This is a genomic window from Mucilaginibacter sp. Bleaf8 (assembly GCF_018390515.1).
Taxonomy (GTDB): domain Bacteria; phylum Bacteroidota; class Bacteroidia; order Sphingobacteriales; family Sphingobacteriaceae; genus Mucilaginibacter.
On record NZ_JAHBBK010000004.1, the window covers coordinates 18,841 to 43,150 of the forward strand.

The following is a 24,310-nucleotide window of genomic DNA, read 5'->3' on the forward strand; positions in this document are numbered from 1 at the left end:
TCTTCGCATTGATGTTACCAATATAAAATACATGTCTGAAAGCAATAAAATAAACAGCGCTCCTGAAATAAGCCGCGAAAAATCGGCCGAATTATATGCTAAGGCTAAAACTTATTTCCCTGGTGGCGTAAACTCGCCGGTAAGGGCATTTAAATCGGTTTATGGTACGCCGCTGTTTATTAAAAAAGGCGATGGTGCTTATTTATGGGATGCGGATGATAATCAGTTTATTGATTTTTGCTGCTCATGGGGGCCGCTTATTTTAGGGCATAACCACCCCGCCATCCGCGAAAAAGTGATCGAGGTGATGCAGTACGGCATGTCATTCGGTGCACCTACTGCGCTGGAAAACGAGCTGGCCGAATTGATTTTATCGAACAATCCGTTCATCGAAAAGATACGCTTTACCAGTTCGGGTACCGAGGCGGTAATGTCGGCTATTCGCCTGGCGCGCGGTTATACCAAACGCAACAAGATTTTAAAGTTTGAAGGTTGTTATCATGGCCATACTGATGCGTTGCTGGTTAAAGCCGGCTCGGGATTGGTTACATTCGGCGAAACTTCATCGGCTGGTATACCCGAAGCTTTTGCCAAAGAAACTATTGTAATTGCACTGAATGATAAAGAAGCGCTGCAAAAAGCTTTTGAAGAGTTTAAAAACGAAATAGCTGTCGTAATTATAGAGCCGGTTCCGGCCAATAATGGTTTGTTGTTGCAGCATCAGGAGTTTCTACAATACCTGCGCGACATTTGTACCGACAACGGCACCCTGTTACTGTTCGACGAAGTGATTTCCGGCTTCCGCTTAAGCTTTACCGGTGCATCAGGCTATTATGGTATCAACCCCGACATAATTACCTATGGTAAAATTATTGGTGGTGGGTTGCCGGTAGGTGCTTATGGCGCATCGGCTCAAATCATGAGTAATATATCGCCCGAAGGGCCGGTATACCAGGCAGGTACCCTATCAGGTAACCCGATAGCCATGGCAGCTGGTATTGCCCAGTTGAGCGAACTAATTAAGCCAGGTTTTTACCAAGAGCTGAACAGCAAAACAGAAGCCTTTGTAAATGATATTCTCCAATTTGTAAACGAGCGTAACTACCCTGTGCAAATTGAGCGGATTGGTTCCATCTTCTGGTTTGCATTTACCACACAAGGTACTATTCGCCGTGCGGATGAGATAGATCCGGCCAGTATGGAAAGCTTCAAGAAAATGCACCGCGAGTTGCTTAATCGTGGCGTATACATGGGCCCTTCAGGTTACGAAGTAGGCTTTGTATCAGCCGCTCATTCACCCGAAATATTGAACAAAGCAAAACAGGCCATTTTCGATAGCTTAGATATCGTATTTAGTACGCCGGAAACGCCTGCCGTAAATACTGTAACAGCAGAAACAGACTTTAGAGAATAACCTATTCTATATAAGAAACGTAAACCAGAAGCCTCCCTGATAAGGGGAGACTTCTTAGAGTTAAGGAAACATGAAAAAGCCTTTTGTTATATTCTACGGACTGATCATCTACGCCATGGCCGAGTTGCTGTGGTGGGGATATATGCTGGTGAGTTTGCAACCACGCCGCTCAGGTATGATTTTAAGCGAAGGGTGTATGTTTTTTTCGGTGCTGCTTTTCGGTGCCTTTCTGTTTCATAAATCCCTGAACAAGGAGCGCAGGCTGCAGGATCAGAAAAAAAACTTTTTGCTTTCTGTAACCCACGAGTTGAAATCGCCGCTGGCTTCGATCAAGCTTTACCTGGAAACTATCCAAAAACGCAATCTGAATAAAGACCAGATTATGGACTTTACCGGCAAGTGTTTACTGGATATTGACCGGTTGAACGATATGGTGGAGAACATGCTGCTGGCAGCCAAACTTGAAAACCAGTCGTACACGTTCCCAAAGCAGCAATTTAACCTGTCGGTATTGGTAGATAGTGTGGTGAACCGTTTGCAGGTCAATAAGTGCGATTTTACTCAGCAGCTCATCAATGCCGAAATTGAACCTAAAATTGAAGTTTCGGGTGATAAGTTCGCTTTAACTTCAGTGGTTACCAACCTGATCGAGAACGCTATTAAGTACTCAGAACCATGTGCCACGGTTGATGTGAGATTGTATAGCAAAAGCAATAAAGTGTATCTGGAGGTTGCCGATCACGGCATTGGTATAGCAGATGCGGAAAAAAGCCGTATTTTCGAGCGGTTTTACCGTGTAGGTAGCGAAGAAACCCGTAACACAAAAGGCACAGGTTTAGGTTTATACATTGTAAAACACGTACTGGATAAGCATGAGGCTTCAATTCAGGTACGAGACAACAGCCCGGCGGGCAGTGTTTTTGAAGTAGTTTTTGGTTAACCTAAATAATCATATGTCAACTAATAAAAAAAGAATATTACTGGCTGAAGACGAGGAGCACTTGCTCGAAGCCATCAAATTAAACCTGGAGCTGGAAGGTTACAAAGTAACTACCGCAAACAATGGTAAAAAAGCGTTGCAGATTTTTAAAGAAGAGCGCTTTAACCTGATCATTCTGGATGTGATGATGCCGGAAGTGGATGGCTTTGTTGTGGCCGAGACTATCCGCCTGGAAAATTCGGAAGTGCCGATCATGTTCCTGACGGCAAAAAATACCAACGAGGATAAAATCAACGGCCTGAAAAAAGGGGCCGATGATTACCTGACCAAGCCTTTCAACCTGGAAGAGCTGATACTGCGTGTAAACAACCTGGTAAAACGCGGTCTGAAAGGTGATGATCTGAAAGAGTTTAACAGCTATAAGATAGGTGATAAAACTATTCATTTCAACTCTTTTGAGCTAATAAATGATGATGGTACCATTACGCCGTTAACCAAAAAGGAAACCATGCTGTTAAAGCTGCTGATTGAGCGCCGTAACGAAGCGGTATCACGCGAGCAGATTCTGGAAACCGTATGGAACTATGATGTATATCCATCCACCCGTACTATCGATAACTTTATTTTGACCTTTCGTAAATACTTTGAGCCCGATCCTAAAAATCCGGTTTATTTCCATTCTATCCGTGGGGTGGGTTACAAGTTTACTGATAATCATCATTAATGTTTACAAATAAGGTACGGCTGCTGGTTATTGCTGTATTCAGTGCGTTGCTGGTGTTTTTTATTACGCAGCGCAGTTATGAGTTGGCCGCTATAGCCGGTTTGTTTATTGGAATGCTGATATGGGGCTATTTTAAAGAAGGCCCCATCATACTGGCAGCCAAACATTTTCATAATAAGGATTACGATAAGACCGAAAGCCTGCTGCGCCAGATACAAAAGCCCGAATGGCTGAGTAAAAACCGGCGTGGCTTTTATGAGTTTATGATGGGCGGCATTGCTTTCAAAAAGCATGACTTTGAGCATGCCGAGCATCATTACGAACAAGCCACTAAATATCCGCTACGTTCGGTAAACGATCATGTATCGGCGCTGGCAACGGTAGCCAATATTAGTTTGCGTAATGGCAAGCCCCAAAAGGCAGCAGAATTTCTGCAAAAAACCTATCAGTTTCAGGATAAGACTACAGCCCGGATGAAAGCCGTGATAGCCAGCCTGGAAGAGGAATTAAAAAAAGTTAAAGCGGAGTAAGGCCCTGGTGCCATGTTCCATGATATAATATGAAAGATTCTTTATTTATTAAAGCCGCATTTTCGCAAAAAACAGAACGCCCGCCGGTATGGATGATGCGCCAGGCTGGTCGTTTTATGCCGCAGTACTGGGAAATTAAAAACAAGTACTCGTTTCTGGAAATGTGCAAAACGCCCGAAATTGCTGCCGATGTAACCATGTTGCCGGTTGATTTACTGGATATTGATGCCGCAATCCTGTTTTCGGATATTTTGGTTACCGGCGAGGCTATGGGCGGCGATTTGAGCTTTACCCAAGGCATAGGCCCTAAGTTTGCCAACCCGGTGCGTACACAGGCTGATGTGGATAACCTGAGTGTAAATGTGTTGGACAGGCTGCAATATGTTGCCGATGCCATTAAGGTAATTCAGCAACGGTTGAGCGGTAAAATTCCGCTGATTGGTTTTGCTGGTGCGCCGTTTACCGTAATGAGCTATCTGGTAGAAGGTGGTTCATCACGCGATTTTAAACTAACCAAGCTGATGCTGCACAATGAGCCCGAACTGGCTCACCAACTGCTGGCTAAAATAGCTAAAGTAACAGCCGATTATCTGAACCTGCAAATTGAAGCGGGCGTAAATGCCATCCAGATATTTGACAGCTGGGCACAAGCACTGGCCTGGGACGATTACCAGGAGTTTTCACACCGTTATATTGCCGAAATTATCAGTAACCTGAACCGTAAGGATATCCCGGTGATCTCGTTCTGCAAAGGTAGTTCCGTTTTTGCACCGCTGATGGCTGAGGCTAAACCCGATGTTATTTCCATTGACTGGAACGTAGATTTGCTGGATATGAAAAAACGCCTGCCGCAGGGCATTGCCGTGCAAGGTAACTTAGACCCGCATATCTTATACGCAGATAAAAAGGTAATTAAAGAGCGCATACACCGCTTGTTTAACCGCATGAAAGACGAGCCGGGGTACATCTTCAATCTGGGTCACGGTATTATGCCTGATATTCCGTTTGATAACGTGAAGTACGCGGTTGAAGTAATTAAAGAATACAGATACTAAGCTCCATTCCCCTAAAAGGGGGGAGGGGGTTAGGACATAAATATAACTATTGCTTATTAAATTTCTACTTTAGGGGAAAGGGACTTATGTACCTTTACATTAAATCCATACACATCATTTTTGTAGTTTGCTGGATGGCAGGGCTATTTTACATCGTGCGCCTGTTCATTTATCATACCGAGGCGCAGCTGCGGCCTGAAAATGAGCGCAAAATTTTATCAGCGCAGTTTGAGGTAATGGAAAGCAAACTGATGAACATTATTACCGCCCCAGCCATGGTATTAACCTTGCTTGCGGGAATAGGGATGGTATGGATTAACTCTGCTTTGCTTACCCAAAGCTGGCTCATTATTAAGCTATGCTTTGTGGCAGGACTAATTGCCTATCATATTATCTGCCAAAAAATGATGCAGCAGATGCGCAACGGTATCTACAAATGGAGTTCAACCCAATTGCGCTTATGGAATGAGGTAGCTACGCTGTTTTTGTTCGCTATCGTTTTCCTGGTAGTACTGCGTAGTGCCCTCAACTGGATTTACGGTGTAGTAGGATTGGTAGCTATAGCCATGATGCTTATGATAGCGGTAAAGATCTACAAGCGCTATCGCACCAAAAAAAATAACAGGTAAGGGTTTTATACTCTTACCCAATCTTTCGTTTCAAAATCATATTTCTTGATTACCCTGGCCGGGTTGCCAACGGCAACCGAATAGGGAGGAATACTTTTAGTAACTACCGCTCCGGCTGCTATCACGCTATGTTTGCCGATGGTTACTCCTGATGTGATCACCGCGTTAGCTGCTATCCAGCAATCGTCTTCAACTACCACCTGTGCGGTTAGGATAGGCTGTGCATGTATGGGTAAGTTCACATCCCGATACTCATGATTAAGCGCGCTGATAACGATGTTTTGAGCCATTATCACGTTATTGCCTATAGTAACCGGGCCAATCACCACATTGCCCATACCTATTAAGGAATGTTCGCCAATAAGCACATCACCCACGCCGTTGTTAATAGTGCAAAAATCTTCAATGGTTGAATTCTTGCCCAGTTCAAAGCGGTTAAACGGCAGTACGTCCATCCGTGTACGGCGGCGCACTTTTGAGCCCGAACCACGCTTGTGAATAAACGGGTTCACCAGCCATTGTACCCAAAGGCGCGGCCGTGCCTCGCCCGAAGGGACAAGCAGCCAATGTACCAGCTTTTTAAGCGACGGGTTACTTTTAATGGAATCTTTAAGCGACATACCTTATTTACTTACAATCCTCAAATGGTTCAACACGCAATTATTTTCTTTTTGATTTTTCCCAAACGGCACTTTGGCGGCCAGCCGCATAGCGAAATATACCTCTAACAACGGCATAATTCATCATGCAGAAGTAATAGGGGATAAACAGCAGTTTAACCTTTACCTCGCGCCGTTCCAGCAACCATCCGGCCAGTGCCATTAAATAAAAAGCTACTTGCCCTAACAGTAACAGCTGGTACAGTACCCCGCCGCCTGCCGCTACAATTACGGCATTTAAAATTAATGCGAGTATCATCAAAAATGGTGTTACCGTCCACCGTAATACGCGGTGACTAATGTATTGGAATGAAAGTACCGGGTATTTAAAAAAGTTCAATAAAGCTTTAAGCCAGATGATTGATTGAATACCGCCTGCTGCAATACGAATTTTACGCTTTAATTCTTCCTTTACATTTTCGGAAGAAGTTTCGGTAGCGTAAGCATCCGGTTCATACAATACCCGGTAACCGTCTTTCGCTACCAGCAACGATATCATAAAGTCGTCCAATATGGTATTGGGCGGTACAGGGCGATAAAGCGATTTACGGATACTGAACAGCTCACCAGCTGCACCCACTACCGAATATAGCTCGGAGTCCCAGGTTTTCAATTTAGATTCGTACTTCCAGTAAAAGCCTTCACCTGCGGTGGCATCTGCAGTTTCATCAACATGAACGCGCTTCTCGCCGGCCACGGCACCTACTTTGGCGTCGCTATAGTGGCGGCATATATTAAGCAGTGCATCCTGGTTCAGGTAAGTGTTTGCATCGGTAAATACGACTACCTCAGTATTTACAGCCGTCATGGCACGGTGTACGGCCGCAATTTTACCCCGGCGTTCGGGCGAGTGCATCAGCGTAATTTGTGGATAAGCGGCAATGATGTCGGGCGTGCGGTCGGTTGAGCCATCGGTAATAAAAACGTATTGCAGTTTACCCGCTGGGTAATTAAGCGCCAGTGTGTTCTTTATTTTTTCGGCCATAAAGCCTTCTTCATTAAAGGCAGCCACTACCAGCGTACAGGTAGGTAGCATAGCCGGCTCAACAACAGGTAAAACCGGTTTGCCGCGCAACATACGCTTTATTTTAATGATAATAAATAGTAGTATGCCGTAGCCAAAAAAAGCATAAAAAACAATAAACAGGCTTAGCCAGAGTAGTAATTTCATATCAGTTTAAAACGGGTATCCAAGGTTTGTGCTTTCTTTACTTTCGGTTATGTTCCACCATATGGCTTTAAACAACAGGCCGGTAAAACCTTTATAACCTTTGCGCAGGTAGTTGATCATGTTGCGGGGTACTACAAGCGTAGTAAAATATACGTAAAAGAAAAGCCGGGCTTGGAGGGATGCATTGCGGCGTATAAACAAAATGCGGTTCCGATTCATAAAGTATTCCTTAAGGCCGCTCACTTTGCCTACCGATACCGATTCTTTATGGTAAATAAGTGCTGCTGGCTCTACCCATATTTCGTAACCGGCACGTTTAATATGGTCGCACCAGTCCATCTCTTCATAATATAAAAAGAAGTTTTCGGCCATCATACCGGCTTTATCAATCGCCTCCCGGCGTACCAGCATGGCTGCACCGTGTATGTAGCCGGTAGGGCCGGGCGCATGGTCATACTGCCCCTTATCTGTTTCAAACTGCCCAATGCAGTGATTACGCATTACATAGTAATTCATAGGAGTGAAACCCGCATATTGCAGCATGTCGGGCTGGTCAAAGTACCTTATTTTGGGTGATACCATACCTACCTGTGGATGCTCATCCAGTATTTTGGCCAACTGTGCGATCAGGTTAGGTGTAAATTCCGTATCATTATTCACAAAAAACAGATAATCGCCTTTAGCTTGCTTAACGGCTAAGTTATTACCCCCTGCAAAGCCGAGGTTTACGTCCGAGCGGATAAAGGTAATATCCGGGTACTGAATTTTCCATGCAGGTACGGGATTGTCTTTGCTGGCATTATCTACCACAATAATTTCTATATCAGGGTAGGTATTGGTAGCAAATATTGACGACAAAAGTTGTTCGGTAACGAAACTTTGATTGTAATTAACCGTAATGATGGATACACTTTTCATTGATACCGGATTTTACGGTAAAAAGGCCGCAAAAGTTTTGTAAACGGAATTTTATAACAACAAACTTGGACAGCAACGAAAATATAAAAAAAGAAGTTACCCGTTTGCAGCAGTCGGCCGGTAAAGAAGAGGCTATTGATGCCAAGCTTGATGAACTGGTAGCCCTGCTGGCCCAAAGCGACATTGACAGCGATAAAATTAAAGATATCAGGTTGCGGGTAAATGAGGCATTAGATAATACCAAAAGCTACCGGGAGCAAATTGCGGCTTTTCAACAAATTGATACTGATGAGAATGCATCCCGCGCCGCATTGCTGGATGAGTTTAGCATCCTGTTATCTAACAACCAGATTGATAGTAATATCTCCAGGCAATATCTGCGTGGCGAACGTTTATCGAGATTCTTTCTGATCCTGATAAGCTTGGTTATGATTGCTTTGGGCTTTGCCATGATTATTATGCCGGCACCGCCTTACTTCGAAATGTTTACCATTTACTATTTTACGCCCGATGATGGCGTAACGTTAATGGATCTGATATCGTTGCTCATTATCTTATCGGGTATATTTTTGCTGATACGTTCTATTTATAAAAAAGTAAGTCCTGAAAAGTAATATGGCACAGATTGCTAAAAATATATTATTGGTTGATGACAATCCGCTTTACCTGAAACTGCTGAGTCAGGCTTTTACAAAGGAAGGTTTTGCCTGTCAAACAGTGCTTTCGGCAGGAGAAGCTATTAATAAATTAACCTCTTATACGCCCGACGCTATATTGTCTGATTACGAAATGCCGGATATGAACGGCATGGAATTCAGAAAACAGTTGTTGCAATTACCCGCTTATCAGGATATCCCGTTTATATTTTTAACCGGCAACAAGGACACTCAACTCATGACAGCCGGTTTGGGTTTGCAGGCGGTTGATTATGTACTGAAAGATACGCCGGTAAACGTAATTGTAGCTAAGCTGAACAGCTTGCTGAATACCGTACAAAAGCAGCGTGAACTGTCTCAGCAGGAAATAAGGCGTGCAGCGGCTGCGCTTAACATCCGCGTAGTACCCGATAAAATACCGGCGATGAACGGGCTGCAGGTTGATTTTTGGCATAAAGATTACCAGGATATTCCGGGTGGAGACTTTATAGATTTTATTGAGACTGATGACCGGTATGCCTTTATATTGCTGGGTGATATTATGGGCAAGCGCTGGAAGGCCTGGTTTTTTATATTTACTTTTTTAAGCTACATCCGCGCGGCTATACGCTTTAGCATATTAAGCGGCGAGCATTCAACTGCCGTAATTTTGCAAAAAGTAAATTACATAGTTTGCCATGATGATATGCTGCGCGATGTTTTGTCAAGCCTGTCGTTGCTTCGGGTTGACCGTGTTACCGGTCAGCTGTTTTACGCCGGTGCCGGTGACATGCCTTTGCTGCATTACCACGCACAAAGTGGAGAATTAAAGCAGGTAAACTCCTCTGGCTTGCTGTTGGGTATGTTTGCCGATGGTAGTTATGACGAGCAGGAAATAAAGCTGAACTCCAACGACCGGCTATTTATTTTCACCGACGGCCTTACCGATTATGCGGCTGAAGAAGGTAAAAAAAGCGATTATGATTCATTCGCCTTGCGCTTACAGCAGCTATTGACATATAATCCATCGTTTGAGAGCCTGAAGCAGGAGCTGGTGCCGAAAATTGAAACTTTGGTTGATGACTGCACCATTATACAAATTCACAAAATTTAATACACTACATGATGATTTACATTGTTAAAGAAGATAAATACTTGCAGGTTGATGTAAACCTTACGGAGGCTAACCTGAACAATGCCAATGAATTTAAAACCCAGATTATCTCTCTCTTAGATCAAAAAAAGAAAAGCATTGTGTTGAACCTGGCGCAGGTACAGTACATTGATAGTTCATTTTTAGGTGCTATTGTGGCTGCGCTTAAGCACGCCATCAGTATGCAGCTTGATGTTATTCTGGTTGGTTTGCAGCCTGATATTCATAATCTGGTGAAATTGATCAGGCTGGATAAGGTGTTTAAGATTTACAACGATTACAGCGAAGTGCTGTAAGGTAAGGCAGGGCTTGTGAGCAATTCTATCTTTAAACAACAATTTACTTTTGATACCAGGTCTGGCAGCCTGATGCCTTTAACGGAGCAGGTTTTGGATTGCATTGCACTGCAATTGCAAAATTATGCCGAGGCTGAAGATATACTCTTTCGGGCCAAGTATATTATCATTGAATTGCTTACCAATGCATTGAAGCATTCGGGTACAGGTGAGGCACATCTAAGCGTTGTTATAAGTGCTGACGAATTGCAGATAATCAAAGCAGATGCCGGCAATCCTCTGCCTTTACTTAACGCTGCAATGCCTACCGGTCAAACCAGAGTTATGGTTGCCTATGATGTAATGCACACGTTATATGCAGTATTAGGAGAGGAAGTTCGGTTTGTATGTGAGGAGAATGCTTTGGAAAACTTGGATATTAGCAAAATTCACGAGCATTTCGGTCTGCTTATTATAACTAAAACTGCCGACGAGTTTTCTTATCGCTATCGAAAACCGGATAATATATTTACAGCGAAGCTCAGGTTATACAGATAGAAGCTGCAAATGTGCATCAATTTTATCCAAAATAGCCGCATGATTTGTCATGTCGAACTTCCGGGCAAACAGTTTGCCCGACGACAGCAGGGCATCAGCATCTGCGGTGGTAAGTGTTTTAGGGCTGGCTGCCCCTGCCGACCAGTCGATGTACCGCAGGTGGTCATTCACTATACAGTCACGAAGCGGAGAGTTGTATAAGATAGTCTGAAAAATAAACTCATCGGGCCCCCAGGTAAATTTGGTAAAACGGCGTACATCGGGATGCGTGTTCCAAAAGTTAACAATGTATTTAATACATTGAATTGATGCCGTAAACCATTGCGACCGGCCAACCATTACCGGTGCACCCGGCATACTGCGTTTAGGCAACAGGGTGTTCAATATCCACTCCGCACCATAATGCCCCGGAAAAGGATAGTTAACCAAGTGGTACTTGGTTACGCGCGAAATAGCTTCCTGCCAATCTTCAAAGTGCTCATACTTCATAAAGGCACGGTTGGGGTGAGCATCTAAAAACTGATGAATGTACCTGGGGGGTTGCAATGGATAATCGGCACCACTCAGCAGATTAATATACTGGTATTCGGTACCCGAGTTAATAATTTCTTCAAATCCGTTGATGGTTGCTTGCACAATGGTATAAGCGCCCCAGTTTACTTTTACCCTTTTTTTAATAAAGTATACACGTGCTTTATCTGATAGATAATTGAAGTGGCTTATGTCAGCTTTTTTATCCAGATGAATAAATATGGCATCCCCATCATAAGCTATACGGTCAATCAACCGCTCCAGTTGCCGGGGCTTATCATGTGCTAAAATCAGATGCGCAATTTTCATGGATTGTAAATGCTTCAAATTTTAAGATACAGCATCAGGCTATATAAGTATTTTGCGATAACCATAACCCGGGCAAGCAAACGTCCGTATATTAAGCTTAAAAATTTATCATTTTAACTACTGGTCAATGAAGGAAAGATTTGAGGTTCTAGATGTGTTCAGAGGCATTTTTGCAAGCCTGGTTGTATTATTTCATCTAAGTGCATTCTCAGCAACGCCCGTCATTAACAATAATTTTGTACGGAATGCAGATTTATTTGTTGACTTTTTTTTCATTCTTAGTGGTTTTGTTATCGCTTACAGCTACCAATTCATCACTACCGGGGCCGATTTAAAGAAATTTTACAAAAAGCGATTTTTAAGGCTTTACCCGTTGCACTTTGTGGTATTTATAGCCTTTGTGCTTATTGAGCTGCTTAAAGGCTGGGCCTCGCATTATGTACATGTTAATAAAATTACTAATGAAAGTAATAATATCTATACGGCTGTTACTAACCTGTTTTTAGTGAATTCGGTTAAGTGGCCAAGTATACATGATGTAAGCTGGAATATTGCCAGCTGGTCTATCAGCGCCGAAATGATAGCTTATCTGGTATTTGGTTTAACCATGATGCTGATTAACCGTGCCGGTTTAACCCGCATAAAGGCGGTAGTTTATGCTTTGGTGATTGCTGCTGCCGCCTCTGCCTTGTATTGGCTAACTGGCGGTTTCAGATTGGTGTATAGTTTCGATTACGGATTTTTACGTGGCATAACCGGCTTTTTTGTAGGTGTACTTTGCTATACTACTTACGCCAGGGTAAAGCCACAAGTGGGCCAGTGGGGCAAAGGTGCTTTCCACGTAGCCGAAACTTTGTTTATGGCAACCATACTGATCACCGTATTATATGGTGAAGAATTGAAGCCTTATGGTTTTATGTATGAAGTGCTGTTTTTTGTAACCATATTGGTGTTTGCTTTTGAGCGGGGCTGGATTTCCGATCTCCTTAAAAAATCACCGATACTGCATACCACCGGAAAATACTCCTACTCCATATACATGACGCATACGCTGATGCTCAGCTTATTTAATATCGTATTTTTCCGCGTACTAAAGTTTCCACCATCGGCGTATGCCTATCTGTTTATTCCTAATTATCTTCTGATTTTCTGGGTTTCAGCATGGACCTTTAAGAACATTGAGATGCGGTTTAACCAGGTGCCTCAGCATAAAGGGAAAAAAACCTGGTGGCTGTGGTAAAACGCAGCTGCTTAACTTTGCAGCTTGCGTTTGTTTAACATTTGCCGCACAAGCAGCACGGTTTCTTCATATCCCACTTTAAAAATGCTCCAGAACGAGAAGCTGCTGTATTTGTTCAGTGCCCAGTAACCCACAATGGCTCCTGTTAATACCGGGAATACCGTAGCGCCAGCTATGCCGTATACGCTGTGGGTAAGGTAGTAGCCTAAAAAGTCGGTACTGATGTTTACTGCCAGCATCAACAATACTTTATAAAAGTTTACCTGCGGACGGTGAATCACATCCAGCGTTAAAGCAAAGAAGCGATCGGGCGGGAATAGGATAGCAAACGTCAGGAACAACCTGAACACGTTGGCCGCTTCGGTACCGGCATATTTACCACCGCCAATAATGTAAATCGGCAAATCGGCCAAAGCACAACCAATTATAGCAGCGGGTATCAGCATAACCGTTAGCATACCCGTATACTTTTTCATGATGCGGATTACGTTTTCACGGCTGTTTTGATTGTAAGCGGCGGCCAGTTCGGGCATGGCAGTAACGGCAAAGCTGCGTAACGGAATTTCTACCAGTTGCATTAAGGTTTGCCCCAGGTTATAAATAGCCAGTGCCTGTTTGCCTAAAGTAAAGTTGATAATAAAAGTGTCGGAAGTATTGAACAAATTAGAGCTGAGCGTAGTGCCTACACTGTATTTGCCAAAGTTGAAAATGTCTTTTATACTTTCGGTAGTGCGTTGCTTTAACGTGCTAATGCGCGACCAGCGTTTACTTAACGCAAAAATGCTGGTAAGCAGGTTGGAAGTAAGGTAAGCAAACAACACATATTGGATACTCATTTTACCGGCTATCAAAAGCGCCACGATAAACAGAATGAAGCTGCCCTGATTACTCAAGCGGATGTAAAGCAGCTTACCGAATTGCTGATCGCCCTGTATTACACAAGTTGCAATAAACCAGGGCAGTGATAAGGCATAATAAATGCCCGAGTATTTAAAAAACATCATTAGGCCCTCGTCTTTAATATAGCCTAAGAACGGCCACGAGCAAACGCTTACCAGCGCCAGTATACCCGTAATGCATAGGCCTAAAAACCAAGCCGATCCGGCCACCTCGGCAGTGCGCTCTTTGCTGGCACCTGCATAAAATTTGATGAATGCTGTAGTTAAAAATCCGGAACGAAAAGTATCAATAAGCAGCAGGATAGATTGAAAAAACACCCACGTACCCGCATCCGATTTGCTGAGTGAACGGTAAATCAGCGTCATGGTAATTAAACCTAATCCTGACATGATCACATTCCCCGCCAGCGATAAAAAATACTTGTTTCGCACAAGATTAAAAACTTTTTGCAACATCATCTCGTAAAATTACTCCAGCAAGAATAAACAAATAATACCTCGGTTAGATGGTAATAATTGGCATATTAGCTTATTAGCTTGAATTATGGATGTAAACGGAAATACTTTCAAAGAAGTTACCTTATTAATTACACATTATAACCGGAGCCGTTCGCTGGAGCGCTTATTTAAATCGTTTAAAGATCAGGGCTTTACTTTTGGCGGCATAGTAGTGTCTGATGATTGCAGTAAGCCTGAGCATTTGGATTATATTAAGTCGCTGCAGGGTCAATATGATTTTACCTTGCTTAGTCCGCCTAAAAACGGTGGCTTGGGTAACAACATCAATAAAGGTCAGGATGCCGTTAAAACACCATATACGCTATATGTACAGGAAGACTTTGACCCCAAGTCCAGCTTTGCCGACCATCTGAAAGATGCCCTAAGCTATATGGATACCGACAAGGGGTTGGATATTGTACGCTTTTATGCCTATTTTAAATATCCGTACCTAAAACCCTATGGTAAAGGTTTCTCCGAAATGGTATTCCATTTAAATCCGTTTTACACCAATCATATCAAGTTTTACGTTTACAGCGACCATCCACACCTGCGTCGCACTACATTCTTCGAAAAATTCGGCCGTTACCCGGAAGGACTAAATTCGGATGTTACGGAGTATACGATGGCTTTGCAGTTCATTAAGCACAAAGGGCGCGGCTTGTTTTATGATAAGTTTACCGAGCTGTTCGATCAGAAAAACTCATCGGACGAGCCAAGCACAGCCGTGCACCGGCCTAACTGGCGTGCACGTCAAAACCCGCTTGTGTTGGCCATGCGTGCCGTGTATGTAAAGGTTAAGTTGCTTAAATGCACCTTGGATGTGATGGCAGGTAAACCAAACGCTTAATTATTTATTGAATTAAAGTAGTTAAGCATGGCACCACAGCAATTTAAAACCGTTACTTTACTGGTTACCCATTATAACCGCAGCCAATCTTTAGAGCGCTTGTTACAAGCATTTCAAAAGCAACAGATATTGTTCGGCGATATTGTTGTATCGGATGATGGCAGCAGGCCCGAGCATTTGGAGGAGTTGAAGCGCATACAACACCAGTTTGGTTTCAGGCTCATTACTACGCCGGTTAATAAAGGGTTAGGCAATAATATCAACAAAGGTCAGGATGCCGTAAAAACGCCTTACACCCTTTATGTGCAGGAAGACTTTGACCCTAAGCCAGGTTATGGTAAGCACCTGAGAGACGCAATTTCTATTATGGATGAGCGTGCCGATATTGATCTGGTTCGTTTTTATGCTTATTTTAAATACCCGTACCTAAAACCTTACCGCGATGGCTTTTCAGAAATGATTTTCAGGATATGGTATCCCGGCTATCGAAAGTTCCATTCCTACAGCGACCATCCGCACCTGCGCCGAACTGCTTTCTTTGAAAAGTTTGGCCGCTACCCGGAGGGATTGAAGGGCGACCGTACGGAATTTTTAATGGCTATCTCTTTTCTGAAAAAGAAAGGTAAGGGAATGTTCTATGAAGATTATAAAGGCTTGTTTGATCAGGTAAACTCTGAAGACGAACCAAGCACCATGAAACGTAGTGATTTACGCCAAAGTAATAATCCACTTATTGGTTTGGCGCGTGCGGTTTACCGCAATGTTAAACATACTTGGGAGGTTCTGTTTTAATACGGAAACTTGTCACTAAGATAAAATAAGAAAGCCAATCCTGATCAATTGGCTTTCTTATTTTATACCAGATACTCAAACAGTGTTTGATCCCGGTTTATCTCTATCACATCAAAGCGATGGGCTTCCATGCGCTGCATCAGGGCCGGATAATCATCAGCCGATTTTAGCTCGATGCCCACCAGTGCAGGGCCACGCTCTCGTTCGGTTTTTTTAATAAACTCAAAACGGGTAATATCATCATGCGGGCCTAATACGCTGCTTACAAATAGTTTTAAAGCACCTGGGCGTTGCGGGAAACGAACAATGAAGTAATGTTTCAGACCTTCGTACAACAACGATTGCTCTTTGATCTCGCCCATGCGGTCGATATCATTGTTACCACCGCTAATAACGCAAACTACCTTTTTACCCTTAATCTGCTCTTTAACCAAATCCAGTGCTGCCACGGATAGTGCGCCGGCTGGCTCAACTACAATAGCATCCTCATTGTATAATTTAAGGATAGTAGTACAAACCTTGCCTTCGGGTACTGATAACATTTCATCAAGTATCTCACTGCAAATTTGGTAAGTAAGCTGGCCTACCCGTTTTACGGCAGCACCATCCACAAAGCGGTTTATTTGCGATAGGGTATACGGCTGGCCGCGGCGTATAGCTTCCACCATAGAAGGTGCACCCTCCGGTTCAATACCTACTAACTTAATACCCGCATTGATTTGCTTTAAGTAAGTGCCGGTTCCGGCAGCTAAGCCGCCACCGCCTACCGGCATTAGTACCACCTCGGCCTCAGGCAAATCCTCCAGTATTTCCATACCTACGGTTCCCTGTCCTTCCATAATACGGTAATTATCGAACGGTGGTATAAAGGTCATTTCATGCGCTTCGGTATAAGCCAAGGCTTCTTGCAGGCAATCATCGAACGTATCGCCGGTAAGTACAATTTCCACAAAGCCGTTGCCGAACATCTGTGTTTGCTTAACCTTTTGCTTAGGCGTAATCTCGGGCATAAAAATAACGCCTTTAATACCCAGCCTGCGGCACGAAAAAGCTACACCCTGTGCATGATTGCCCGCACTGGCACAAACCACGCCGCGTTGCCGCTGCTGTTCATCCAGCTGACTAATCATGTTGTAAGCGCCGCGCAGTTTGTAACTGCGTACCACTTGCAGGTCTTCGCGCTTTAAGTATACTTCGCACTCGTATTTGTCTGACAGTCCCTGGTTAAATTCCAGTGGGGTACGGCGAACCACCCCGCTCAAACGTTCCTGGGCTGATGCAAAATCGAGCTGCATATTGGTTTCAGTATCCATCTATTATTGTTTTACCAAACGATAGGCTACCAAACCGAGCAAATCGTTATCATCAATGTTCAGTTTGCTATCGGCCAGTTTTAAAAATTCCTGGTAAACGGTAGCCAGCTCTTCTTTTTCCAAGCTATGGCCTAAACGCTCCATATGGTATTTTAAGGCATGGCGGCCGCTGCGTGCCGTAAGCACAATGCTGGCGCTCGGGAAGCCCACATCTTCAGGGCGTATAATTTCATAGTTTTCCCGGTTTTTCAGGAAACCATCTTGGTGTATTCCCGAGCTGTGCGCAAAAGCATTGCTGCCCACAATAGCTTTATTGGGTTGTACCGGCATGCGCATTTGAGTGCTTATCATGCGGCTCAATTCATAAAAGCTTTGGGTATTGATATTGGTATGCAAGCCTAAGGTCTGGTGCGTTCTTAAAATCATCACCACTTCTTCGATAGAAGTATTGCCAGCACGTTCGCCAATGCCGTTGATGGTACCTTCAATCTGGCGGGCGCCGTTTTGTAAACCGGCAATAGAGTTGGCCGTAGCCAGCCCCAAATCATTATGGCAGTGAACGGAGATAATGGCTTGATCAATGTTCTTTACATTCTCTTTCAGAAAGCGAATCTTGCTGCCATACTGGTCAGGCAGGCAGTAGCCATTGGTATCAGGGATATTAACTACGGTAGCGCCGGCTGCAATAACGGCTTCTACCATCTTGGCTAAAAACTCAATATCTGCACGACCGGCGTCTTCAGCATAAAACTCAATATCTTCTACCGATTTTTTAGCGTATTTAACAGCCTCAACCGCACGTTCTAAAATATCCTCACGGGTGCTGTTGAATTTATGCTTGATGTGCATATCCGATGCACCAATACCGGTATGGATACGCGGATGTTTGGCGTATTGCAAGGCTTCAACAGCAGCATCAATATCGCCTTTATGGGCGCGGGTAAGGGCACATACGGTCGGGTTTTTTACGGCTTTGGAAATTTCCACAACACTTTGGAAATCGCCGGGGCTTGATACCGGGAAACCGGCCTCAATAATGTCAACGCCCAGCGCTTCCAGTTCGCGCGCTATTTCAATCTTTTCAGGCGTGGTTAACTGGCAGCCCGGTACCTGCTCACCATCACGCAGGGTGGTGTCAAATACATATACTCGGTTTGGATCGTGTAACATAATGCTTTGTGTGTTTTTTTGATTTTTAGTATCAAGTAACAGGTATCAAGTATCATGAATTGGCTGTATTTTTAAATCGTGATACTTGATACTAAGTACTTGTTACTGCTCTTTAATCGCTATAAATCTTAATCTTTTATAATCAGCATACCATTGGCCGTTTTCATTGTAGTGTGGCTCCAGTATGGCTGTAATTTCTTGTAATAGTTGTGTTTGTTCGGCTTCAGGAATGCCGGTGAAATATTGCGAACCAAACATTTTGATCCATTTGGCTACGCCCTGGTCGCCATCCTGTAGCGGCGTTTTGCGGTCGAAATGGACAGCGAACGTTACCCGGAAACCGTGTTTCTCCAGGCGGCTGGTGTATTCGCCCAATGATGGGAAATACCAGATTTGCGTTTTAGCCTGTTCTGCATAGCCATGCTGTACCAATACCTGTTGGGTTGCTGCAATCAATTTGGCTACGTTGCCTTTGCCGCCCATTTCGGCCACAAAGCGGCCTCCGGGTTTCAGGGCATTATAAACAGATTGCATCATGCCGTCCTGATTATGGATCCAGTGCAGGGCCGCGTTTGAAAAGATGGCGTCATACTGCCCATCTTCGCTGAAATTGCTGGCATCCGCAACCGCAAAATCAACGTCCGGATAGTTGACCTTGGCTTGCGCTATCATCTCGGGCGAGTAATCAGTGCCTTTTGCCAAGCCACCCTGATTTTGAATTTGCTGAGTAAGGTAACCTGTACCGCAGCCAATGTCTAATATCCTTTCGCCGGTTTTTACATCCAGCAGCTCCAGCACATTCTCTCCAAACTGAAAAACAAAGGCATGTTTGTCATCATATAATTCCGCGTTCCATTTCATGTTGTATTGTGGTTATAATGTGAGATAATGTGTTGAAGTTGCTATTTGTAATTATGATAAAACGGGTTGCTGTAAATACTCCAGTACTTTTTGACCCATGGCATCGGTACCCAGTATTTTGCTTTGATCGGTGTTGGCATCAGCAATATCGCCGGTGCGGTAACCGTCTTTCAGAGCTTTGTCAATGGCGGAAGTGATGCGTTTAGCCTCATCTTGTAAGCCAAAGCTGATTTCGAGCATCAGTGCTACAGATAGGATAGAAGCCAACGGGTTTGCTTTATTCTGCCCGGCAATGTCATGTGCTGAACCGTGGATCGGCTCAAAAAAGCCTGTACCATCGCCAATGGAAGCCGAGGCCAGCATACCCATAGAACCTGCAATCTGCGAAGCTTCATCGGTTAAAATATCACCGAACAGGTTAGCGGTTAATACCACATCAAACTTTTTCGGGTTTTTAACCAGTTGCATAGCGGCATTGTCAATAAACATATGCTCAGTTTCAACATCTGGGTACTGCTTGGCCAGTTCCTGTACCACCTCACGCCACAGGCGGGATGATTCAAGCACGTTGGCTTTATCTACCGAGCATAGGCGTTTGCTGCGTGCGCGGGCTGCCTCGAATGCTTTAGTAGCAATGCGCTCCACCTCATAGCGGTGATAAATCATCAGGTCGGATGCGGTGTTGCGGTCTTCGCTACGGTTTTTCTCGCCAAAATAAACGTCGCCGGTCAATTCGCGGAAAAACAGGATGTCGGTACCACGTAATACTTCCGGTTTTAAGCTTGATGCATCCAGCAGCTCATCAAACAGCATGATTGGGCGCAGGTTGGCATACAAGCCCAACTCCTTGCGGATTTTTAACAAACCCTGCTCCGGACGAACCTTGGCTGATGGGTCATTATCGTATTTGGCATGGCCTACAGCACCAAACAATATGGCATCGCTTGCTTTGGCTTTTTCCAGGGTTTCATCAGGCAACGGGTTACCGGTAGCTTCGATGGCTACGTGGCCCATTAGCGCCTCATCAAAAGTGAATTCGTGTCCGTATTCGGTAGCTATCTGCTCTAAAACAGCTTTGCCCCAGGTTGTAACCTCGGGGCCAATGCCATCGCCAGGGATAACTAAAATATGCTTCTTAATACCCATTTGTATGTTTTGTGATATACTGTCATGCTGAACTTGTTTCGGCTTCCCACATGCCGAGTAGTTAGTTCGCTTAGCATGTAAATGTCCTGAAGATGCTGAAACAAGTTCTGCATGACTGTTTATTATTATAAAGGTTTATGTCCTTCGTATTCTTCTACCTGCTCACGGTTGCTTAATATGTAATCAATGTCGTCGTAACCGTTTAGCAGGCATGCTTTTTTATATGGATTGATTTCAAAGCTTTCCTGCTCGCCGGTGTTGGCTATTTTGATGAGCTGGTTTTCCAGATCAACCTCCACCTGGGTATTAGGATCGGTATAAACCGCATCAAAAATCTTTTTCAGAAAATCATCACTTACCTGGATAGGCAGTAGGCCGTTGTTGAGTGCATTGCCTTTAAAAATATCAGCAAAAAAGCTGCTTACAACTACGTCAAACCCATAATCGGCTATGGCCCAGGCGGCGTGCTCACGGCTACTGCCGCAGCCAAAGTTTTTACCTGCCACCAGTATTTTACCGGCGTAAGTAGGGTTGTTCAATACAAAGTCCTGCTTGGGCTGGTTTTCATTGTCAAAGCGCCAGTCGCGAAACAGGTTATTGCCAAAACCCTCGCGGGTAGTAGCCTTCAGAAACCTGGCCGGAATAATCTGGTCGGTATCAATATTTTCAATCGGCAGTGGTACTACCGGGGTTTGCAAGTGTTTAAATATCTTGGTTGCCATTAGCCTACTAACTCCTCTTCTTGTAATAATTCTCTAATATCAGTTACCCGGCCGGTAATGGCTGCCGCCGCAGCGGTAAGCGGGCTAGCCAAAAAGGTACGTGAGTTTGGTCCCTGACGGCCTTCAAAGTTGCGGTTGGAGGTGGATACGCAGTATTTACCTGCTGGAATCTTATCCTCATTCATACCCAGGCAAGCGCTGCATCCGGGCTCGCGTAGCGGAAAGCCAGCGGCTTCGAATATCTTGTCTAAACCCTCTTCAATGGCTTGCTTTTGTACTTGTTTGGAGCCTGGCACCACCCATACGGTTACGTTGTCGGCTTTGTGTTTGCCCTTAATAAAATCGGCTACCTGGCGTAAATCTTCAATGCGTGAGTTGGTACAGCTGCCGATGAAAACATAATCAATAGGTTTACCCAGTAATGATTCGTCATCGTGCAGGCCCATATAGGTCAGGGCTTTGGCATACGAGCCTTGCTCTTTTTGCTCAAAGCTTTCGGTTGCCGGTACGTGTTGTGTAACGCCAATACCCATACCCGGATTGGTTCCGTAGGTAATCATCGGCTCAATATCTTCTGCATTAAAGCTTAAAACGCTGTCAAACTGTGCATCTTCGTCAGAATACAAAGTTTTCCAGTAAGCTAATGCTTTATCCCACTCTTCGCCTTTAGGGGCAAATTCGCGGCCTTTTACATATTCAAAAGTAGTTTCGTCGGGCGCAATTAAACCACCGCGGGCACCCATTTCAATGCTCATGTTGCAGATGGTCATGCGGCCTTCCATGCTTAGCGAACGAATGGTGTCGCCGGCATATTCCACAAAGTACCCGGTACCGCCTGCGGCCGAGATTTGCGAGATAATGTACAGGATGATGTCTTTAGCGCCTACGCCTTTTTGCAGCTGGCCGTTCACTTCAATCTTCATCCGTTTTGGGCGCTGTTGTAGCAGGCATTGGGTAGCCAGCACTTGTTCTACTTGTGAGGTGCCGATACCAAAGGCAATAGCGCCAAAAGCGCCGTGCGTTGAGGTATGGCTATCGCCACAAACATACGTACAGCCCGGACGGGTGATGCCCAACTCGGGACCAATTACGTGTACGATGCCCTGATATTCGTGACCTAAGCCATAAAGTTCGATACCAAATTCTGCACAGTTTTTGGTTAGCATATCTACCTGATAGCGTGAAAGCTCTTCTTTAATGGGCAGGTGCTGATCCCAGGTAGGTACGTTATGGTCGGCAGTGGCTACGGTTTGTTTCGGACGATAAACCGGTAAACCACGCTGGCGCAGGCCGTCAAATGCCTGCGGACTGGTAACCTCGTGTATAAAATGTGTATCAATGTATAAAACATCCGGGAAGCCTTCTTTACTGCTCACTACGTGTGCATCCCAAATCTTATCAAATAAAGTAGCCCCACTCCGGCCCTCCTTGGTAGGGAGGGAGGCAGGCGATTGTATATTATTATCAGTTGACATCTTTATCGTTCTCTTCTATTAGTTCTTTTTACGCAAAAGCCGTAAACCAAAAAAGTCCTCCCCTTTAGGGGGAGGATTTAAGAGGGGCTTATGCTTCTACTTCCTGGTTTTCCGGACGTAAGCTGCGTACAGTTTTGCCGGCTTGCCATAATTCGCTTTCGCGTAATTCTTTTAATTCTTCGTTCAATTTTTCGCGGTAATCAGGCTGGCTGTTGCTGTCAATTGAACGTTGAGATTCTTTACCGGTGGCCACGCTTTCGTATAATTCTTCAAATACTGGTTTAGTGGCATCACGGAACTTTTTCCACCAGTCTAATGCGCCGCGTTGTGCGGTGGTAGAGCAGTTGGCGTACATCCAGTCCATGCCGTTTTCGGCAACCAATGGCATCAGTGATTGGGTTAATTCTTCAACAGTTTCGTTGAAAGCTTCTGATGGAGTATGGCCTTTGCTGCGCAGTACATCATACTGAGCGGCAAAAATACCCTGGATACAACCCATCAGCGTGCCACGCTCGCCGGTTAAATCGCTAAATACTTCTTTTTTGAAATCAGTTTCGAACAGGTAACCGCTACCTACGGCAATGCCTAAAGCAATTACACGATCCCATGCTTTACCGGTTGCATCCTGGAAAATAGCGAAGCTGGAGTTTAAGCCACGGCCTTGTAAAAACATACGACGCAGTGAAGTACCAGAACCTTTAGGCGCTACCAAAAATACATCCACATCAGCAGGCGGAATGATGCCGGTTTGCTCGTTAAAAGTAATACCAAAGCCGTGAGAGAAATACAGGGCTTTACCTGGCGTTAAGTGTTTTTGTACAGTTGGCCACAATTCAATCTGGGCGGCATCGCTCAGCAGGTAACAAATAATGGTTCCTTTTTCCAGGGCTTCTTCAATCTCAAACAGAGTTTCGCCAGGTACAAAGCCATCTGCTACGGCTTTATCCCAAGTTTTTGAATTTTTACGCTGACCAACAATTACGTTGATACCGTTATCTTTTTGATTTAGCGCCTGGCCGGGACCCTGAACGCCGTAACCGATTACTGCTACCGTTTCATTTTTAAGCACTTCCTGTGCTTTTGATAAAGGAAATTCTTCGCGGGTTACTACGTTTTCTTCAGTGCCGCCAAAATTTAGTTTTGCCATTTTATGTTTAGTTATGGGTTGTTAGTTATTGGGTTTTAGTTTAGTTCGTTTTATATAGACTTACATGGTAAACACCTTGTCGCGCTGGTTCAGGTACTCGTTTTCGCTTACTTCTTCGCCGGGTTGCTCACGTTCAAATTCGCGCAGCTTGCGGTTAAAGCCTTCGCTATCTTTGATGATGGCAATGCGTGCGCTGCGTACAAACTCAATCAGGCCGTAAGGCTGCAGTACTTTAATCAGATTATCGGTTTCTTCGCGGTGACCGGTAGTTTCAAATACAATGTAATCTTTACGGATTACTACCGCACGGGCGCCGTTTTCGCGTAACAGGCGCTCAACTGGCGCTTTCTCGGCAATAACATCAGCCGGTACTTTATATAAAGCCATTTCCTGCCAAATTATGTCGGCATTGGTATGGTAATATACTTTCAATACTTCTATCTGCTTCTCAATCTGGCGGGTTACTTTACGCACTACATCTTCAGTTTCGTTAACCACGATGTTGAAGCGGTAAATACTTTCAATTTCAGATGGAGAAGTGTTCAGACTTTCGATATTGATTTTACGACGGGTAAAAATTATAGCGATTCTGTTTAATAAACCAATTTGGTTTTCGGTATAAACTGTGATGTTGAATTCCTGCTTGCCCTGCGGCATGTTTTCTTGCGTGCTCATATTGCTATGTTTAGAGGGGCT

At 44.3% G+C, this 24,310-nt stretch carries 26 protein-coding genes; 13 read left to right on the forward strand and 13 right to left on the reverse strand.

Annotated elements, in window-relative coordinates; translation table 11 throughout:
• Positions 1 to 31 precede the first annotated feature (31 nt).
• From hemL to hemJ, 6 genes are all read left to right on the forward strand, one after another.
• Positions 32 to 1,414, forward strand: coding sequence for a glutamate-1-semialdehyde 2,1-aminomutase (gene hemL, locus KHS38_RS17680; RefSeq protein ID WP_213489896.1), 1,383 nt, complete (start codon positions 32 to 34; stop codon positions 1,412 to 1,414).
• A 70-nt stretch (positions 1,415 to 1,484) separates the two neighbouring features.
• Positions 1,485 to 2,354 (forward strand): sensor histidine kinase, encoded by an 870-nt coding sequence (locus KHS38_RS17685; protein WP_213489897.1) that lies wholly within the window; start codon positions 1,485 to 1,487, stop codon positions 2,352 to 2,354.
• A gap of 13 nt (positions 2,355 to 2,367) precedes the next feature.
• Positions 2,368 to 3,078, forward strand: coding sequence for a response regulator transcription factor (locus KHS38_RS17690; RefSeq protein WP_213489898.1), 711 nt, complete (start codon positions 2,368 to 2,370; stop codon positions 3,076 to 3,078).
• Complete coding sequence (locus KHS38_RS17695; protein ID WP_213489899.1) at positions 3,078 to 3,608, forward strand: tetratricopeptide repeat protein; 531 nt, start codon at positions 3,078 to 3,080, stop codon at positions 3,606 to 3,608. The genes KHS38_RS17690 and KHS38_RS17695 overlap by 1 nt, the downstream gene beginning before the upstream one ends.
• A 29-nt stretch (positions 3,609 to 3,637) precedes the next feature.
• A complete protein-coding gene (gene hemE / locus KHS38_RS17700) occupies positions 3,638 to 4,663 on the forward strand; it encodes a uroporphyrinogen decarboxylase (RefSeq protein ID WP_213489900.1) in 1,026 nt (341 codons plus the stop codon).
• An 86-nt stretch (positions 4,664 to 4,749) separates the two neighbouring features.
• The gene (gene hemJ, locus KHS38_RS17705) at positions 4,750 to 5,292 is read left to right on the forward strand and encodes a protoporphyrinogen oxidase HemJ (RefSeq protein ID WP_213489901.1); all 543 of its coding nucleotides are present in this window, start codon (positions 4,750 to 4,752) and stop codon (positions 5,290 to 5,292) included.
• 5 nt (positions 5,293 to 5,297) lie between these two features.
• On the opposite strand, the gene KHS38_RS17710 is transcribed toward hemJ, so the two are convergent.
• From KHS38_RS17710 to KHS38_RS17720, 3 genes are read right to left on the reverse strand one after another with little or no spacing between them, the layout of a single operon-like run.
• Positions 5,298 to 5,912, reverse strand: a complete 615-nt coding sequence (locus tag KHS38_RS17710; RefSeq protein WP_213489902.1) for an acyltransferase — start codon at positions 5,910 to 5,912, stop codon at positions 5,298 to 5,300.
• Positions 5,913 to 5,952: 40 nt separating this feature from the next.
• Positions 5,953 to 7,122 carry a glycosyltransferase family 2 protein gene (locus KHS38_RS17715; RefSeq protein ID WP_213489903.1) on the reverse strand — a complete coding sequence of 390 codons (1,170 nt, stop codon included), beginning with the start codon at positions 7,120 to 7,122 and terminating at the stop codon, positions 5,953 to 5,955.
• A 6-nt stretch (positions 7,123 to 7,128) separates the two neighbouring features.
• Positions 7,129 to 8,040, reverse strand: a complete 912-nt coding sequence (locus KHS38_RS17720) for a glycosyltransferase family 2 protein (RefSeq protein WP_213489904.1) — start codon at positions 8,038 to 8,040, stop codon at positions 7,129 to 7,131.
• 65 nt (positions 8,041 to 8,105) lie between these two features.
• Between KHS38_RS17720 and KHS38_RS17725 the strand changes: the two genes are divergently transcribed.
• Genes KHS38_RS17725 through KHS38_RS17740 form a run of 4 tightly spaced genes read left to right on the forward strand, consistent with a single transcriptional unit; the run spans position 8,106 to position 10,661 of the window.
• Positions 8,106 to 8,654: an Asp23/Gls24 family envelope stress response protein gene (locus KHS38_RS17725; RefSeq protein ID WP_213489905.1), complete on the forward strand. Its 549-nt coding sequence runs from the start codon at positions 8,106 to 8,108 to the stop codon at positions 8,652 to 8,654.
• A gap of 1 nt (position 8,655) precedes the next feature.
• On the forward strand, positions 8,656 to 9,789 hold the full coding sequence (locus KHS38_RS17730) for a fused response regulator/phosphatase (protein ID WP_213489906.1): 1,134 nt from the start codon (positions 8,656 to 8,658) through the stop codon (positions 9,787 to 9,789).
• 8 nt (positions 9,790 to 9,797) lie between these two features.
• Positions 9,798 to 10,124 (forward strand): STAS domain-containing protein, encoded by a 327-nt coding sequence (locus tag KHS38_RS17735; RefSeq protein ID WP_213489907.1) that lies wholly within the window; start codon positions 9,798 to 9,800, stop codon positions 10,122 to 10,124.
• Between the two features lie 15 nt (positions 10,125 to 10,139).
• On the forward strand, positions 10,140 to 10,661 hold the full coding sequence (locus KHS38_RS17740) for an ATP-binding protein (protein ID WP_213489908.1): 522 nt from the start codon (positions 10,140 to 10,142) through the stop codon (positions 10,659 to 10,661).
• Here the strand turns inward: KHS38_RS17740 and KHS38_RS17745 are convergent.
• Positions 10,650 to 11,501: a beta-1,6-N-acetylglucosaminyltransferase gene (locus KHS38_RS17745; protein ID WP_213489909.1), complete on the reverse strand. Its 852-nt coding sequence runs from the start codon at positions 11,499 to 11,501 to the stop codon at positions 10,650 to 10,652. The genes KHS38_RS17740 and KHS38_RS17745 overlap by 12 nt on opposite strands.
• A 127-nt stretch (positions 11,502 to 11,628) precedes the next feature.
• Between KHS38_RS17745 and KHS38_RS17750 the strand changes: the two genes are divergently transcribed.
• Positions 11,629 to 12,741, forward strand: coding sequence for an acyltransferase family protein (locus KHS38_RS17750; protein ID WP_213489910.1), 1,113 nt, complete (start codon positions 11,629 to 11,631; stop codon positions 12,739 to 12,741).
• Positions 12,742 to 12,752: 11 nt separating this feature from the next.
• Here KHS38_RS17750 and KHS38_RS17755 read toward each other — a convergent pair whose 3' ends face one another.
• Complete coding sequence (locus tag KHS38_RS17755; protein WP_349627938.1) at positions 12,753 to 14,099, reverse strand: lipopolysaccharide biosynthesis protein; 1,347 nt, start codon at positions 14,097 to 14,099, stop codon at positions 12,753 to 12,755.
• Positions 14,100 to 14,184: 85 nt separating this feature from the next.
• On the opposite strand from KHS38_RS17755, the gene KHS38_RS17760 reads away from it, so the two are divergent.
• The gene (locus tag KHS38_RS17760) at positions 14,185 to 14,988 is read left to right on the forward strand and encodes a glycosyltransferase family 2 protein (RefSeq protein ID WP_213489912.1); all 804 of its coding nucleotides are present in this window, start codon (positions 14,185 to 14,187) and stop codon (positions 14,986 to 14,988) included.
• 27 nt (positions 14,989 to 15,015) lie between these two features.
• Complete coding sequence (locus tag KHS38_RS17765; RefSeq protein ID WP_213489913.1) at positions 15,016 to 15,780, forward strand: glycosyltransferase; 765 nt, start codon at positions 15,016 to 15,018, stop codon at positions 15,778 to 15,780.
• Between the two features lie 62 nt (positions 15,781 to 15,842).
• On the opposite strand, the gene ilvA is transcribed toward KHS38_RS17765, so the two are convergent.
• From ilvA to ilvN, 8 genes are all read right to left on the reverse strand, one after another.
• Entirely contained in the window at positions 15,843 to 17,093 is a 1,251-nt protein-coding gene (gene ilvA, locus KHS38_RS17770) for a threonine ammonia-lyase IlvA (RefSeq protein WP_249665464.1), read from the reverse strand.
• 3 nt (positions 17,094 to 17,096) lie between these two features.
• On the reverse strand, positions 17,097 to 18,263 hold the full coding sequence (locus KHS38_RS17775) for a 2-isopropylmalate synthase (RefSeq protein WP_213489914.1): 1,167 nt from the start codon (positions 18,261 to 18,263) through the stop codon (positions 17,097 to 17,099).
• A gap of 102 nt (positions 18,264 to 18,365) precedes the next feature.
• Positions 18,366 to 19,124, reverse strand: a complete 759-nt coding sequence (locus KHS38_RS17780; protein WP_213489915.1) for a class I SAM-dependent methyltransferase — start codon at positions 19,122 to 19,124, stop codon at positions 18,366 to 18,368.
• Positions 19,125 to 19,175: 51 nt separating this feature from the next.
• Positions 19,176 to 20,264, reverse strand: a complete 1,089-nt coding sequence (leuB, locus tag KHS38_RS17785) for a 3-isopropylmalate dehydrogenase (RefSeq protein ID WP_213490107.1) — start codon at positions 20,262 to 20,264, stop codon at positions 19,176 to 19,178.
• 131 nt (positions 20,265 to 20,395) lie between these two features.
• Complete coding sequence (leuD, locus tag KHS38_RS17790; protein WP_213489916.1) at positions 20,396 to 20,992, reverse strand: 3-isopropylmalate dehydratase small subunit; 597 nt, start codon at positions 20,990 to 20,992, stop codon at positions 20,396 to 20,398.
• Positions 20,992 to 22,467 carry a 3-isopropylmalate dehydratase large subunit gene (gene leuC, locus KHS38_RS17795; RefSeq protein ID WP_213489917.1) on the reverse strand — a complete coding sequence of 492 codons (1,476 nt, stop codon included), beginning with the start codon at positions 22,465 to 22,467 and terminating at the stop codon, positions 20,992 to 20,994. Before leuC ends, leuD begins: the two co-directional genes overlap by 1 nt.
• An 88-nt stretch (positions 22,468 to 22,555) precedes the next feature.
• Positions 22,556 to 23,614 carry a ketol-acid reductoisomerase gene (gene ilvC, locus KHS38_RS17800; protein WP_213489918.1) on the reverse strand — a complete coding sequence of 353 codons (1,059 nt, stop codon included), beginning with the start codon at positions 23,612 to 23,614 and terminating at the stop codon, positions 22,556 to 22,558.
• 60 nt (positions 23,615 to 23,674) lie between these two features.
• Positions 23,675 to 24,289 (reverse strand): acetolactate synthase small subunit, encoded by a 615-nt coding sequence (ilvN, locus tag KHS38_RS17805; RefSeq protein WP_249665466.1) that lies wholly within the window; start codon positions 24,287 to 24,289, stop codon positions 23,675 to 23,677.
• Positions 24,290 to 24,310: the final 21 nt, after the last annotated feature.

Coding starts and splice junctions, on each gene's coding strand:
- KHS38_RS17690 (WP_213489898.1), top strand. CDS start 2,368: ATGTCAACTAATAAAAAAAGAATATTACTGGCTGAAGACGAGGAGCAC.
- KHS38_RS17695 (WP_213489899.1), top strand. CDS start 3,078: ATGTTTACAAATAAGGTACGGCTGCTGGTTATTGCTGTATTCAGTGCG.
- leuD (WP_213489916.1), bottom strand. CDS start 20,992: ATGGCAACCAAGATATTTAAACACTTGCAAACCCCGGTAGTACCACTG.
- KHS38_RS17750 (WP_213489910.1), top strand. CDS start 11,629: ATGAAGGAAAGATTTGAGGTTCTAGATGTGTTCAGAGGCATTTTTGCA.
- KHS38_RS17775 (WP_213489914.1), bottom strand. CDS start 18,263: ATGTTACACGATCCAAACCGAGTATATGTATTTGACACCACCCTGCGT.
- hemE (WP_213489900.1), top strand. CDS start 3,638: ATGAAAGATTCTTTATTTATTAAAGCCGCATTTTCGCAAAAAACAGAA.
- KHS38_RS17730 (WP_213489906.1), top strand. CDS start 8,656: ATGGCACAGATTGCTAAAAATATATTATTGGTTGATGACAATCCGCTT.
- ilvC (WP_213489918.1), bottom strand. CDS start 23,614: ATGGCAAAACTAAATTTTGGCGGCACTGAAGAAAACGTAGTAACCCGC.
- KHS38_RS17715 (WP_213489903.1), bottom strand. CDS start 7,122: ATGAAATTACTACTCTGGCTAAGCCTGTTTATTGTTTTTTATGCTTTT.
- ilvN (WP_249665466.1), bottom strand. CDS start 24,289: ATGAGCACGCAAGAAAACATGCCGCAGGGCAAGCAGGAATTCAACATC.
- hemL (WP_213489896.1), top strand. CDS start 32: ATGTCTGAAAGCAATAAAATAAACAGCGCTCCTGAAATAAGCCGCGAA.
- KHS38_RS17685 (WP_213489897.1), top strand. CDS start 1,485: ATGAAAAAGCCTTTTGTTATATTCTACGGACTGATCATCTACGCCATG.
- KHS38_RS17710 (WP_213489902.1), bottom strand. CDS start 5,912: ATGTCGCTTAAAGATTCCATTAAAAGTAACCCGTCGCTTAAAAAGCTG.
- KHS38_RS17760 (WP_213489912.1), top strand. CDS start 14,185: ATGGATGTAAACGGAAATACTTTCAAAGAAGTTACCTTATTAATTACA.
- KHS38_RS17720 (WP_213489904.1), bottom strand. CDS start 8,040: ATGAAAAGTGTATCCATCATTACGGTTAATTACAATCAAAGTTTCGTT.
- KHS38_RS17735 (WP_213489907.1), top strand. CDS start 9,798: ATGATGATTTACATTGTTAAAGAAGATAAATACTTGCAGGTTGATGTA.
- KHS38_RS17780 (WP_213489915.1), bottom strand. CDS start 19,124: ATGAAATGGAACGCGGAATTATATGATGACAAACATGCCTTTGTTTTT.
- KHS38_RS17745 (WP_213489909.1), bottom strand. CDS start 11,501: ATGAAAATTGCGCATCTGATTTTAGCACATGATAAGCCCCGGCAACTG.
- leuC (WP_213489917.1), bottom strand. CDS start 22,467: ATGTCAACTGATAATAATATACAATCGCCTGCCTCCCTCCCTACCAAG.
- hemJ (WP_213489901.1), top strand. CDS start 4,750: ATGTACCTTTACATTAAATCCATACACATCATTTTTGTAGTTTGCTGG.
- KHS38_RS17755 (WP_349627938.1), bottom strand. CDS start 14,099: ATGATGTTGCAAAAAGTTTTTAATCTTGTGCGAAACAAGTATTTTTTA.
- KHS38_RS17765 (WP_213489913.1), top strand. CDS start 15,016: ATGGCACCACAGCAATTTAAAACCGTTACTTTACTGGTTACCCATTAT.
- ilvA (WP_249665464.1), bottom strand. CDS start 17,093: ATGGATACTGAAACCAATATGCAGCTCGATTTTGCATCAGCCCAGGAA.